Source organism: Heliomicrobium sulfidophilum, from assembly GCF_057715735.1.
On the sequence record NZ_JBVTZZ010000004.1, the window covers coordinates 379711 to 393118 of the forward strand.

Annotated in this window: 12 protein-coding genes; 9 read left to right on the top strand and 3 right to left on the bottom strand. The window is 56.6% G+C overall.

Features of this window, described 5'->3' with window-relative positions:
* The first annotated feature begins 6 nt into the window (after positions 1 to 6).
* Positions 7 to 2001, top strand: coding sequence for a ribonuclease J (locus AC0CW1_RS03440; RefSeq protein WP_488181685.1), 1995 nt, complete (start codon positions 7 to 9; stop codon positions 1999 to 2001).
* Between the two features lie 178 nt (positions 2002 to 2179).
* Here the strand turns inward: AC0CW1_RS03440 and AC0CW1_RS03445 are convergent, their stop codons facing one another.
* Entirely contained in the window at positions 2180 to 3073 is an 894-nt protein-coding gene (locus tag AC0CW1_RS03445) for an NlpC/P60 family protein (protein ID WP_488181686.1), read from the bottom strand.
* 492 nt (positions 3074 to 3565) lie between these two features.
* Between AC0CW1_RS03445 and AC0CW1_RS03450 the strand changes: the two genes are divergently transcribed.
* Complete coding sequence (locus AC0CW1_RS03450) at positions 3566 to 4330, top strand: MCP four helix bundle domain-containing protein (RefSeq protein WP_488181687.1); 765 nt, start codon at positions 3566 to 3568, stop codon at positions 4328 to 4330.
* A gap of 5 nt (positions 4331 to 4335) precedes the next feature.
* Positions 4336 to 5283 (top strand): methyl-accepting chemotaxis protein, encoded by a 948-nt coding sequence (locus tag AC0CW1_RS03455; protein WP_488181688.1) that lies wholly within the window; start codon positions 4336 to 4338, stop codon positions 5281 to 5283.
* 177 nt (positions 5284 to 5460) lie between these two features.
* Here AC0CW1_RS03455 and AC0CW1_RS03460 read toward each other — a convergent pair whose 3' ends face one another.
* Positions 5461 to 5706, bottom strand: coding sequence for a hypothetical protein (locus AC0CW1_RS03460; protein WP_488181689.1), 246 nt, complete (start codon positions 5704 to 5706; stop codon positions 5461 to 5463).
* A 213-nt stretch (positions 5707 to 5919) separates the two neighbouring features.
* Here AC0CW1_RS03460 and AC0CW1_RS03465 point away from each other — a divergent pair, with 213 nt between their 5' ends.
* Genes AC0CW1_RS03465 through AC0CW1_RS03480 form a run of 4 tightly spaced genes read left to right on the top strand, consistent with a single transcriptional unit; the run spans position 5920 to position 10888 of the window.
* Complete coding sequence (locus AC0CW1_RS03465) at positions 5920 to 6975, top strand: YheC/YheD family endospore coat-associated protein (protein ID WP_488181690.1); 1056 nt, start codon at positions 5920 to 5922, stop codon at positions 6973 to 6975.
* A gap of 4 nt (positions 6976 to 6979) precedes the next feature.
* The gene (locus AC0CW1_RS03470) at positions 6980 to 8314 is read left to right on the top strand and encodes a YheC/YheD family endospore coat-associated protein (protein ID WP_488181691.1); all 1335 of its coding nucleotides are present in this window, start codon (positions 6980 to 6982) and stop codon (positions 8312 to 8314) included.
* Positions 8311 to 9417 carry a YheC/YheD family endospore coat-associated protein gene (locus AC0CW1_RS03475; RefSeq protein ID WP_488181692.1) on the top strand — a complete coding sequence of 369 codons (1107 nt, stop codon included), beginning with the start codon at positions 8311 to 8313 and terminating at the stop codon, positions 9415 to 9417. The genes AC0CW1_RS03470 and AC0CW1_RS03475 overlap by 4 nt, the downstream gene beginning before the upstream one ends.
* On the top strand, positions 9395 to 10888 hold the full coding sequence (locus AC0CW1_RS03480) for a putative amidoligase domain-containing protein (RefSeq protein ID WP_488181693.1): 1494 nt from the start codon (positions 9395 to 9397) through the stop codon (positions 10886 to 10888). The genes AC0CW1_RS03475 and AC0CW1_RS03480 overlap by 23 nt, the downstream gene beginning before the upstream one ends.
* Before the next feature lie 45 nt (positions 10889 to 10933).
* On the opposite strand, the gene AC0CW1_RS03485 is transcribed toward AC0CW1_RS03480, so the two are convergent.
* Complete coding sequence (locus AC0CW1_RS03485; RefSeq protein ID WP_488181694.1) at positions 10934 to 11764, bottom strand: methyl-accepting chemotaxis protein; 831 nt, start codon at positions 11762 to 11764, stop codon at positions 10934 to 10936.
* A 308-nt stretch (positions 11765 to 12072) separates the two neighbouring features.
* Here AC0CW1_RS03485 and gap point away from each other — a divergent pair, with 308 nt between their 5' ends.
* Both gap and AC0CW1_RS03495 read left to right on the top strand, forming a co-directional pair.
* Positions 12073 to 13077 (top strand): type I glyceraldehyde-3-phosphate dehydrogenase, encoded by a 1005-nt coding sequence (gene gap, locus AC0CW1_RS03490; protein WP_488181695.1) that lies wholly within the window; start codon positions 12073 to 12075, stop codon positions 13075 to 13077.
* Between the two features lie 56 nt (positions 13078 to 13133).
* Positions 13134 to 13304, top strand: coding sequence for a DUF2197 domain-containing protein (locus AC0CW1_RS03495; RefSeq protein WP_488181696.1), 171 nt, complete (start codon positions 13134 to 13136; stop codon positions 13302 to 13304).
* Positions 13305 to 13408: the final 104 nt, after the last annotated feature.

Consider the following 13408-nt stretch of genomic DNA (forward strand, 5'->3'; position numbering starts at 1 on the left):
GATACCATGAGCGTAGAACAAGAATCCAATGGCAACGGCAAGGCCAATGCCGTCAGCAACGGCGGCAGGGGCAGGGGCAGGGGCAACGCTGCCGCGAAGGCTGAGGGCAACGGCAAAGGCAATGCCGGGCCCGTCGCCAATGCTGGCGCGAATGTCAACGCTAACACAGCCAATGCCAATAACAATGGAAATGGCGGGAACGAAGCGGGTAACGGCGTCCCTGCTCCTGCCGGCAATGGCGCCGTTGCCGCCGCTGGAAATGGCAACGGGAAAGCGCCTGCGAGCCGCGCCAAAAAGAACGGCTACCGTCCCCGCCGGGGCAAGACCAAGCCGAAGGTTAAGTCGACCTTGCCGACGGTCAGCGTCATCCCTCTCGGCGGCGTCGGCGAAGTGGGCAAGAACATGCTCGTCATCGAGTATGGCGATGATATCATCGTCATCGACTCGGGCGTCAAGTTTCCCGGCGAAGAACTGCTAGGCATCGACCTGGTCATCCCCGATATCACCTATCTCGTTCAAAACGCGGACAAGGTGCGGGGGATTTTTCTCACCCACGGACACGAAGACCACATCGGCGGTCTGCCCTTCACGCTCAAACAAATCCAGGTGCCCGTCTACGGCACCCGGTTGACCTTGGGCCTTGTCAAAAACAAACTGACCGAACACGGCCTGATCCGCGACGCCAAGCTCCATGAGATCACCGCCGACGACGTGGTCAACGTAGGCGCCTTCCAGGTGGAATTCTTCCGCGTCAACCACTCCATCCCTGACGGCATCGGCATCGCCGTCCGCACCCCGGCGGGGCTGATCGTCCACTCGGGCGACTTCAAGCTCGACCAGACGCCTGTCGACGACAAGGTTCTCGAATTCAGCAAACTGGCCCGCTACGGCGATGAAGGCGTCATGCTCTTCATCTGCGACTCCACCAACGTGGAGCGGCCGGGCTATACCCCGTCGGAACGGACCGTCGGCGACACCTTCCGTTCCGTCTTCGCCAAGACGGACAGCCGCATCATCATTGCCACCTTTGCCTCCAACGTCCACCGCATCCAGCAGGTGATCGACACGGCGGCCGAGTTCAACCGCAAGGTAGCTGTCGTGGGCCGCAGCATGGTGACCGTCGTCGACGTGTCTCAGCAGCTCGGCTACCTGAACATCCCAAAAGGCATGCTGATAGAGGCTGAGGAGATCGACCGCCTCCCCGACAACCAGGTCACCATCATCACCACCGGCTCCCAGGGCGAGCCGATGGCGGCACTGACCCGCATGGCCACCAACAACCACCGCCAGGTGGCGATCCGCCAGGGCGACACAGTGATCATCTCGGCCACGCCGATCCCAGGCAACGAAAAGCTCGTCTCTCGGACCATCGACAACCTCTTCCGCATCGGCGCCGACGTGGTCTACAAGGAAGTGGCCAATGTTCACGTCTCCGGCCACGCCGCCCAGCAAGAGATCAAGCTCATGCTCAACTTCCTGCGCCCCAAGTATGTTATCCCCTTCCACGGCGAATACCGGCACCAGGCCACCTTCGCCAAACTGGGACAGACGATGGGCATCCCTGACGAGCATATCCTGCGCGTCAACATCGGGGAACGCTACGAAATGAATGAGGAAATGGCCCAATTGACGGGAACCGTCGAATCCGGCAGCGTCATGGTCGACGGCATCGGCGTCGGCGACGTGGGCAACATCGTCCTGCGTGACCGCCACCACTTGGCCCAGGACGGCGTCGTCATCGCCGTCGTCACCATCGACAAAGAAAACGGCAACGTCCTCGCCGGACCAGACCTCGTCTCCCGCGGCTTCGTCTTCGTTCGCGAGGCGGGGGACATGCTCGGTGAAGCCAAGTCCCGCGTCAAGGAAGCCTTGACCGGACGGAACACGGGGACGACGGAATGGTCGGTGTTGAAGAACCTGATCCGGGATACGCTCAATGAGTACTTCTACCAGAAGACGAAACGGCGGCCGATTGTGTTGCCGATCATAATGGAGATCTGAGATAATATATAAAGTAAAAACCCTCTTATACTTAACTAAATTTAAGCGAAGAGGGTTTTTATTTATTCAAAGGCACGGGCTTTACATAGTTTACCAGGAAATTTTAGTTCAAAAACCGCATGTTATTACATATTATAACAAAACGTCACTTTTCATTTGAACAGGTAAATGTTTTTCATCATATTACTCTTCGAGCACAAATGTAGGTATTCGAGTAATACTTATCATTCATATTGCTAATAATAACCCCTTTATCCGAGGTAGAGCAGTGTAAAAACTTCCCATCGCCCAGATAAACTCCTACATGGCCGATCCGGTCAATGCCCTTATTGTTTTTCGTTTCACTGTTCCAGAAAAACACCAAGTCTCCACTGCGGAGCTGATTTTTTTCGATACTTTTGCCTTGCGTCGACTGCTGAGCGGCAGTCCTTTTTAATTGGATGTGATTTACCCCAAACACGTATTGCGTAAAGCTAGAACAGTCGAAGGCCGAGGGGTTCATCGATTGGGCGCCGTATATATAGGGTTTACCGAGCAACTTTTTCCCGGTGGAGATGATCGCTTCGGTGTTTTTCTGCCATTCCGTATTGGGAGAAGGTTGCTTGGCAGGTTGTGTTAAATCGAGCTTGGAGGGCTGATGTAAAATGCTCGGTTGCATCACCGTTTGGGCTGAAGTCGTAGACGGAAAAATTTGAGGCTGCTGGCTAGTCTGCGGAATAGTCTGCGAGCTTGTTTGCTGGCTCGCAGCTTGGCTCGTCAATTGGTTCATCGATAGGGTTATCGATTGGTTCGTCATAGGCTGGCTCGTTGCTTTGACCGTAGCCTGACCGGGAAGAGTTAACACCTGACCGATTTTTAAGGCGTTCGGATTTTTTAATTGTGGGTTCGCTTCAATTAATTTGTTGATATTGACACCGCTATGCCGGGATATCGCCCATAAGGTGTCGCCCGATTTTACTGTATAAGTTAGTGTATTTGCGGCAAAGGCGTGGTTCGGGATAAACGTGAAAAGTAATGTCATGACAATGGGGCTGATCCATCGAAAACAGATCTTATCGCATCGTTGAAACACGGTTCGCTCCCCTTTGCTCGGAATGTTGCTATAGAGATGAACTTTCTATTGCCTTTTTTCGACATAGAAAAAGTAATTCCTCTTGTTTCCCTTTCATTTTACCTTCGATACCGACAACTGGAGACGATAATTGCCGTATCGCATAATGTCATCCAACAACCGCTCCAGCCTCTCCGGGTGTCACGGATGCCACGCTTCGCCTGTTCGAAGACAGGGACATGCTTAACGAACGACCATTCTATACAGTCCGGTACGTTAACCGGGCTGTTTCTTTTTTCGAATGCTCAGCAAGGCGGTCTATGCTGAGCGGTTATTTTTTGTGTTCGCAGACCGTATTGTAGGTGCAGGGAGATTTAATTTCATTGCAAGTATTTAATCTAATTGGATTATTTGCTAAAATGTGGTTACCAAGCAGTAGTGACGGTTCCCTTTATCCAGGATTCTCTATCGGGATCCATAAACAATGGAATCTTTCGACATGGAGGCGAACTTATGCAAGCATTCCGTGATTTAAAAACGATGTCCAAAATCATCAGCCTGCTTGTTATGACGGCCCTGTTTATGGCGGCCGTTGGGTATATCGGGTATCATTATGCGAACGAGATCAGCGCTGATATGGATGATATGTATCGCAACCGTTTGCTGTCCGTCAAGTGGTTGAATGCGTCTGACGCTAATATCCACAAAACGGAAGCGATTACGATGCAAATCCTATTGGCGAATCCCGATAAGTATTCATCCCAGCAGCTTCATAAGGAAGCCTTTGAACTGTTGGCGGAAGCGGACAAACGGATGTCCGACTATGAACAGAAGAAGCTTGACCCATTTGAGACCGATAAACTGGCTGAGTTTAAGGCGAATTACCAAGTGTACCAGTCGGAGCGTCAAAAGGCGATGGAGCTCGCCTTAAATGGGCGAGAAGAGGCCGCCTACACCTATTATCTGCAAAACGCCGCCAAGTTTTTGGAGCAACTCAATGCCGCCATTGACGAATTGGCTGACTACAACGATCAAGTGGCGGAGCAACTCAATCTTCAGGGCAAAGTGAAGAGCCGCTTTGCTGACGCCATGATTATCGGGATCACCGTTCTGTCAGCGGTGCTCTCGATGACGCTCGGTTGGTTCATCGCCCGGATGATCAGCCGTCCTCTCGTAGAGATTGTGGATCGGATCAGGCTGGTGGCCGGCGGCAACCTGACATTAGAACCGGTGAGAATGGATACGAAAGATGAGATGGGTAGCTCGGCGGCGCGCTGAACAGGATGCTGACGAGTTTACGAGTTCTGATCAGTCAAGTCGGCGAGTCGGCCAGACAAGTCGCGGCTTCCTCGGAAGAACTGTCGGCTGGTTCCCAACAATACGCCCAGGCCAATAGCCAGGTGGTTGCATCGATTAACGAGGTGGCTCAGGGCGCCGAGCGTCAGGTCGCTGTCGTGATGGAGACCTTGGGCGCTGTCGAAGAGATGACAGCCGGCATGCAACATGCAGCCGACCGGGCCAATGCGGTTGCCAACCTGTCTGATCAAACGGCTGCCACCGCGAACGATGGCAGCAAAGCCGTCGACGCGACCATGCAACAGATGACGATTATTGAAAAGACCGTGACGAGTTCCGCCGAGGTGATCGCCAATCTGGGCGAGCGGTCGAAAGCGATCGGACAGATTATCGGCGCGATTTCGGCCATCGCCGCACAGACCAACCTACTGGCTCTAAACGCTGCCATTGAGGCTGCCCGAGCGGGAGAGCAGGGAAGAGGCTTTTCCGTTGTGGCGGAAGAAGTGCGCAAGTTGGCGGAACAATCGAACGAAGCGGCGGCCCAGATCAGCGATTTGATCATGCATGTCCAGGAGGATACGCGAAAAGCCGTCGATGCCATGAGCGTCGGAACCCATGAGGTCAAAAGGGGAACAGAAGTTGCCCATAGGGCCGGGAAAGCCTTTATCGATATTGTCGCCCTGGTCCATCAGGTGTCCGATCAGGTGCGTGAGATTTCTGCTTTGATGCAGAACATGGCGACTGGGAGCCTTCAGGTCGCCGCTTCTGTTCGAGAGATCGATCAGATCAGTAAGGCTTCGGCCAGGCAGAGTCAGAACGTCTCGGCGGCAACACAGGAACAGTCGGCTACGATGGAACAGTTTGCGGCTTCGACCCAGAGCCTGGCGCGGTTGGCCATGGAGATGCAGGGAGCTGTCAGCAAGTTTCAGATCTAAGCGAGAACCAATGCTCGGCTTTTTCGACGGCCTAACTTGCTCCCAAGGGATATCGAAGAGCGCTATATCAAGAGGCGCGCCGATGAGAATCATGCCTTTGACCATGTGCATTTCGGCCTGGACTGTCATCGAATGTAGCTACAGCCAGTGGATCGGCTAATCAATGGGCAAGGCAACTCATCCAGATTTATCAGGGCTGAGTGACAATCCTTGCCAAAAGGCGATGGCGATGCCTGACCAGACGAAGGTGGCGTATGAAGAATCGACGCCGGCGCAGATCGAAAAGGTGACGCCGGCAAGGCTGACGGCCAGGTAACTGGCGAAGCCTTTTGTCATTTGTTGAGGTTGGGGGATGCAATTCCGCAAAGCATACCCCATGGCAAAGGCTATCGCCACTGTGACGGCGAGGATGAGCAAAGGCATAGCGTCACCACCTCTCAAAAGCCTCGAAGACAACGTCCCCTCAATTGGGGGCGTTGTTTTTATGCTCTCCCTTGTCACCTTTTCACAATCCCAAAAGCGTCCGCGCGTCTCACATCTAAGATGCTAACTGCTTTCAGTTGTCTCACCACCCAGGGGGACTGCACATATAGTGCTATAGACTTGGGGAGGGGGTGTGGACCGATCGTTCTCGGTATGCTCGTTCATCCCCGAACCATTCGGGAAAACTTCCGGGGCAACCGGCTCTTCTTCGGGCAGTTGGCGCTATTGGGCAAGAAGATGGGCATCACCCTCGTAATTTTCCAGCCAAACCATGTGGATTGGAGCCGCAACCGACTTAAGGGTTATGTCTTGGACAGTCGGCGGCAGCGTTGGATCCTCCGGCGAATGCCCCTGCCGGACGTGGTCTATGACCGCTATTTTCCTTATGATCTGACAACGTCCAAGGTGGTCTCCTGCCGGAGCGCCTTCAAAAAGCGGGCGATTCCCCTGTTCAATCCCCCTTTTGGCGGCAAATACGGAATCTACCGGCGCTTGCTCGGCGACCCGGCCATCGCCCCCCACTTGCCGGAAACGGGGTTACTGACGGGGGAGCGGGAGTGGCTTGCCATGCTGGCGGCATGGCGGAAGGTCTACCTCAAGCCAGATAAGGGCGCAAAAGGCAAGGGGATCATCCGTATGTCCCTGGCTGGTGCGGAAGGAATTGTCGTGGAGCCAACAGGCGGGCAGAGGCAGCAGTTGCGTCGCAAAGCGGCCTGGCGATGGCTCAAACTCCGGACAGCGGGTCGGCGCTACCTGATCCAGCGGGCTATCGAAACGGCGCGCTGGAAGGAGCGGATTTACGACCTGCGCGTTCTCGTCCAGCGGGAGAGGAACGGAAAATGGGCGGTCACCGGGGGCAGTGCCCGGGTGGCCAACAATGGGATCACCTGCAACCTGCATACCGGCGCTAGCGCGACGCCCCTTTCCCTTGCCCTGGCGGAGAGCGGCGTCGGCGTGACGGAGGAAGAGGTATTTGCCCTATCCATGCGCATCGCCCATACCTTGTCCCTGCTCTATCCGGGTTTGGCGGAACTAGGGCTCGACTTCCTCATTGGTCGCGATGGCAAGGTATGGTTTTTGGAAGCCAACTCTCGTCCCGGGCGAAGCATTTTTCATCGGATCGGTGATATGCAGGGACGCCTGACGGCAGTCCGTCGGCCCTTGGAGTATGCTCAGTATCTGGCGGGGAACGTCAACAAGGCCGGGTGAGCGTATGGGGAGAATCAATCTAACGGTCCACCAGGCCAGGACAATCGGCGTAAATCCTGAGGGAGAAGTCGTTGTCCGCGCCGGCGTCCTCTCCCGGCGCGCCGCTGTCCGCATCGTTTCAGTAAAACGGTCGTTCCCGCTCTCACCGGAATTGCTTTCCAGCTTACGCTGGCCCGCCGGTCTGCCCTACCGGTTGAACTACTCCCAAAGAGAGCAGTCTTTTGTCGCCGGTCCGTTGCTCGGTATTTTTTCCTACCGTTATCCAAATAAACCCTACCTTTGGTCAGCCCATGTAAAAGAAACGCAGCGCTACGCCCGTGAGATGGGTGTCATCGCCGTTGTCTTCAGTCCCCAGGATATCAACTGGGAGGAGGAGACGGTGACCGGTGTCATCCTCATGGGCGATGAGTGGCGAAAAAAAACCCTGCCCATCCCTAAGGTTATCTATAACCGAATTCCTTCCCGCAAGGTGGAGAACCTGCCCGAGGTCAGCGACTGCAAAAGCCGGTTACTGGAGATACCGGGTTTGATCCTCTTCAATCCCCGTTACCTTGACAAATGGGAGACCCACCGGTTGCTTTTGCAGCATTCCGCTGTTCGGCCACTGCTACCGGAGACGCGGTTCCTGCAAAAAGCCGAGGATATCTGGCCCCTGCTTAAAGAACACCGTGTCGTTTACATCAAACCGATCCATGGGACCCAAGGATATGGCATCTATCGGATCGGTCTTCACCCCTCAGGGGGGTATTCTTGGATCAGCCGCCACTCGACGGCCACCATGGGTCTGGCCTACACGCGGAGCGCCATCGAGGCCAAGATCAAAGGGTTGCTCGATCGGACCGCCTATGTGGCCCAACAGGGTTTACGTCTCGCCTTGATCGAGGGTTCGCCCTTCGACATCCGCCTGCTGTCGCAAAAAGACGACCAAGGGATCTGGCGGATCACGAAGGCCTTCGGGCGAATCGCCCCGCCGGGCAAATTCACCTCCAATCTCAGCCAGGGCGGCAAGGCGATGGGCATCCTCAACTCCTTAAAAGCGGCATCGTTGCCACCGAAGCGCAAACGGCAGGCGATCCTCCGAGAGTTGCAGCGGTGGGGGGAAACGTTGCCGCGCATCCTCGAAGAAAGCACCGCCATGACCTTGGGCGAACTGGGTTTGGACCTTGCCCTTGACCGAGGAGGCAAGATCTGGCTGCTTGAGATAAACGCCAAGCCCTTTAAGCGGCTCGACGAAGGGGAGGGCGATCCGCGTCTCGTCCGTCTAGCGATGGAGCGGCCTATCGCCTATGGGCGCTTCCTAGATGGCTTTGGCGACGAAGGAGGGGACCGGTCTCCATGATGGGACCTTACGTGGGGATCCTAGCCGCTGGTGAGAGGTCGTCAAAAACGCCCTTTGGCAAGTGGTCGCCAGCCATCGCGGAAACGGTTAATTCCTTGCGCCTGCGGGGACTCAATGCGGTCGCCGTAGCTGTTGAAGACTTGAGTCTGGATCCTGCTATCAAGGTCTGGCGTCCGGGATTGAGGCGGGGCTGGAAGGCGCAGCGCAAGCGGCCACCAAAAATTTTCTATAACCGCATCCTCAACCGCAAACGGGAGCGCCAGCCTGAGGTGCAGGCGCTCCTGAGCGCTTTGACGCGGCGCGGGGACATTCTTTTCAATCCCGGCTACCTGTCCAAGGCTGACATCTACCACTACCTTTCCTGCAGCCCTGTCGCCGGTTGCCTGCCCGAGACAGGACTGCAGCCAGCACCGGCCGATGTGCTGGCCATGCTAGTCCGCCAGCAGTGTGTTTATTTGAAACCCGTCGACAGTTGCGGCGGCAAAGGGATCTTCCAGATCCGCCAGAACGGGCACACCTGGCAGGTGACGGAGGTCCGCAAGCAGAGGGCGCTACAGTTTTCCTTCCATGAAGAAGCGGACCTGCTCGCCTGGCTCGGTAATCAGCTGCACCGGCGCGAGTACCTGTGCCAACAGGCGCTGCCCTTAGACCGCATCGATGATCGCCCCTATGACTTCCGTGTTCTCGCCCAAAAAGACGGACGGGGCCGCTGGATCTACGTCGATTCTGGCATTCGTCTCGCTGCCCCCGGTCACGTGGTTACCCACCGCCCCAATGGCGGTCAAATCCTCCGCCGGGAGCAACTGCTGCGCGCCCGTTTCGGCCGTTTCCGCTGGAAAGGCATCGAATCGCAGATGGCGGCTGCGGCGACGGCAGCGGCCCGCGCTTTGGAGGAGAGGAGTGGGGAAAAATTCGGGATCGTCACCTTGGATATGGGCCTGGATCAATCGGGGGAACGCGTATGGATCCTGGAGATCAACGCCAAGCCGGGACGTTTTGACGAACCCTGGATTCAACTGAAAAGCGACTTCCTGCTGGCGTCGTACGTAAGACACCTGGCGGCCCGGAGGGGGGAGTTCCATGAGAATATATATTCACCATGACCCAACTTCAAGCGTATCGGAATTGGCGCGCAGGCTGGCCGCCCGCGGCGTCAACGTCTCCACCGGCCGGCAGGCGCCGGAAGAACCGGCGGACTGGTGGATTGAATGGGGAACAGGGAGGGAGAGTCAACCGGCCGCCGCACAGCGGCTGTTCAACATCCAGGCGGTTGCGTCCCCGGCGACCGATTACGAAGAAGTGGAAAGGGTGCTGCAGAAAAACCACCTGCAAGCGCTGCTCGGGGAGGACCCCAGCCGGTGGCCCCTCTCCGTCTGGCCGAAGGAATACCTGATCTACCTGTGGGATTGTCGCGTCGTCGCCATCCAGCGCAAGGTGCTGATTACCCAGCAACTGCGCGACCTGCTGCCCAACAAATCGGTGGCGCCCGCTTTCCATTGGGTCGAACAATTGACGCCCTGGGAGGAGGAAAAGCTGGTCGGTACTGCCATCCGGGCGCTGCACTGCCTGGGGCTAGATTTCGGCAAGGTCCACCTGGGCGTCAACCGCTCACGGGGCCCCATCATCCTGGGGATCGATCCGGTGCCGGTCGTCCGCAAACGTCTGGCCCAGGCATACGCTGACGCGATCACCGCTTCCATCCGGGAGTGGCAGGAAAAGGCCGTTGTGACCATTGGATCTGATCCGGAATTCATGCTGTCCCTCGTTCCCGGGCGGCGCATGGTGCCGGCCTCTCGGTTCTTTCCCCGGACCGGAACGGTCGGCTGCGACAACCGGCGCGCCTTTGGCGCATCGGACGACCTGCCTTTGGCCGAGGTTCGCCCGGCGCCGGCTGAAAGCGCCGCTGAGGCGCTCCAGCAGTTGCGCGCCGTCCTCCATGAGGCGAACCGGCTCTGCCCCTACGCTAACATCGACTGGGTGGCCGGTTCGGAGCCCTACCCCGGCTACCCGACAGGCGGCCACATCCACTTTGGCGGCCTCCAGCCGAACAGCCGCCTGATCCGCGCCCTCGATCAGTACCTGGCCTTGCCACTTCTCTACCTGGAAAACCCAGAGACGGCAGCCCGACGGCGCCAGTTCTACGGCGCCCTCGGCGATTTTCGAGTAAAACCACACGGCTTCGAATACCGCACACCGGGTTCGTGGCTGGCATCGCCGGAAACAGCCTGGATCGCCCTTCACCTGGCGGCTGTCGTGGCCCAGCACTACCGCAGGCTGGAACGGTGGGATTTCCTGCAGCCGGAAGCGCAGGACGCTTTTTACGGCGGGAAGCGCAAGGAACTCATGCCGGTGCTGCGGCAGACGCTGGTAGAGTTGATCGCTGTCGACGATTCGGAGCCGATGCGCCGCCTTGCTCAGCGTATCTGGACCATGGCCGAAGAGGGAGGCTACATCCAGGAGGATGTGGATATTCGCCGCGCCTGGAAGCTGCCTGTGGGCATGCACCGTTACCGGTTCGTCCCCCGTCCCCGGTACTCTATCTCCTGGCTTGGCGGCAGCGCCAACCGGATCTAAAAAAACCCTGCCGGGTCACGCCCGACAGGGTTTTCTCATGAATAATTACACGAGGTCTTGCGCCATTTCAGCGAGTTGCTCCGCCATCCGGCTGATCTGGTCCAGTGACTGGGAGATGTTTTCGGCCATGTGCACCTGAGCTTGGGTGATTTTATTCAACTCCTCGCCTCCATTGGAAACGGCATGGATGAGTTGGTGGATGCGGCTCAGCGTGTTGGCGATCTGGTCAGCCGAACTGGCGCTGTCCGTGGCGAGTTTTTGAATCTCACCGGCGACAACGGCAAAACCGAGACCCAGTTCGCCGGCGCGGGCCGCTTCGATGGAGGCGTTCAATCCCAGCAGGCGCGTCTGGTTGGCTACCTTGCGGATGAACTTGACCACATCGTCGGTGGCGGCGACTTTCTCTTTCGCTTCCGCTGATGTCTCATTCAGCGCAGCGTTGGCCTGGGCCAGATCTTGGGAGGACTTAGCGATGATGCCCGCTGAGGCATTGATCTCCTGGACAGAGGCGTTCAACTCTTCCGCCATCGACTGCAAAGCCACTTGGCGGTGGATCGGGGTGGCGAAGGCCACGGCTCCAATGATCTCACCGTTCAAACCGGGGATCGGCCAGCCAATAGCGATGTAGTCCACGCCGTAGACAGACTTGTCCACCTTGCGGATAACGCGCCGGTTTTCATTGACGGCCACATAGGCGGCCGTCGTCGAAGGAAGCACATCGCCGGGACGGAGGCGCAGATTAAGGTCAGGGGCAGGGTTGTAGGAGAGGACCTTCAAGTTACGATCGCAAATGGTGACAGAGGCCGCATGAGGTAGGATGTCATTGATGTATTTGTTGACCGCCACAAAGTGGTCCAGCAGGGTGATATCGCTCATCTCGATTCCTCCAATTTAATAACACTGTTTCGTAATTGAATATCTGCTTAATCTGCGAAATTTATCTGAATATATCACCAATTTGGGCCTCATCTGCAATTTATCATAACACATCTGCCATGCCGGTCAACGATCGATTTCATTTCACAAAATGTTCGTCCATGTTCAAGAGCAACGCTCGTGAAAAAAGTAGCATATATAAAAATAAAGACATACTAATTGCCCTTTTTTGCCCAATAAAAGGAGGGAAATCAGGAGTGCAGGTCGAAATAGTGTCACCGAATTGTTACGTAAGGAGTGCATTATTGTTGGCCGTAAAAGTGGGGATCAACGGCTTCGGCCGTATCGGGCGCAACGTTTTCCGGGCGGCCGTCAACCGCGACGATGTGGAGATCGTCGCCGTCAACGTTACCTCCGATCCGCAAACAACTGCGTACCTGATGAAGTATGACTCCGTGCATGGCACCTTCAACGCTGACGTCAAAGCGACGGAAGACAGCATTATCGTCAACGGCAAGCCTGCCCGCATCGTCTCTGACCGCGATCCCGCCCGGTTGCCCTGGGGCGATCTGGGCGTTGATATTGTAATCGAGTCAACAGGGAAGTTTAATAAAGGGGAAGACGCGGCGAAGCACCTCGTCGGCGGAGCCAAAAAGGTGATCATCACGGCGCCGGCCAAGAATGAAGATGTGACCATCGTCATGGGCGTCAACGATCACATCTATGACCCGGAACGACATCACATCATCTCCAACGCCTCCTGCACGACCAACTGCCTGGCGCCGGTGGCCAAGGTGCTTCACCGCGAATTCGGCATCGTCGAAGGCTTGATGACGACGGTCCACGCCTTCACCAACGACCAGCGCATCCTCGATGACGCCCACAAGGACCTGCGCCGCGCCCGCGCCCTCGACCTGTCGATTATTCCCACGACAACGGGCGCAGCCAAGGCCGTTTCCCTCGTCCTCCCCGAACTGGAGGGACGGTTGAACGGCTATTCCCTGCGTGTGCCCGTGCCGAATGTCTCCGTCATCGACCTCGTCGTTACCTTGGAACGTCCTATCGACAAGGAGACGATCAACGCCGCTCTACGCAATGCGGCGACAGGGGAGATGGAGGGGATTCTCTCCGTCTGTGACGAGCCGCTCGTTTCCAACGATTTTCTGGGGACCCACTACTCGTCGATCGTGGATGCCCTGTCTACGATGGTCACATCGGGCCGCATGGCCAAGGTGGTCGCCTGGTACGATAACGAGTGGGGCTATTCCTGCCGCGTCCTCGATCTGGCCGCCAAGGTGGGGCAAGGTCTCTAATTTTGTAGGAAGATCGCGCTCCTCTGTCGAACCTTTCTGAGGTGAGGAGGTGCCTTATGGAAGCGCGCTGCATGCTCTGCGGTAAGAAGGACGAAATCGACAAAAACCATCCTAAGTGGTCTGATTTTCAAGGTAAAACGAAGATTATCGGATACATATGCCTGCGCTGCACGGCCAAAATCAATTTCGAAGCCAATGAGTCGCAAAAGGTGCCCAAACCGATGTAGGAACGGCGAAAGCCGTTTCTCTTTTTTGGGGATAACTGATCCGAATGCCTCTTGGCGTATTGACAGGATGGGCGGGGAAAGGTACACTGGATCCGGGTCAGGCG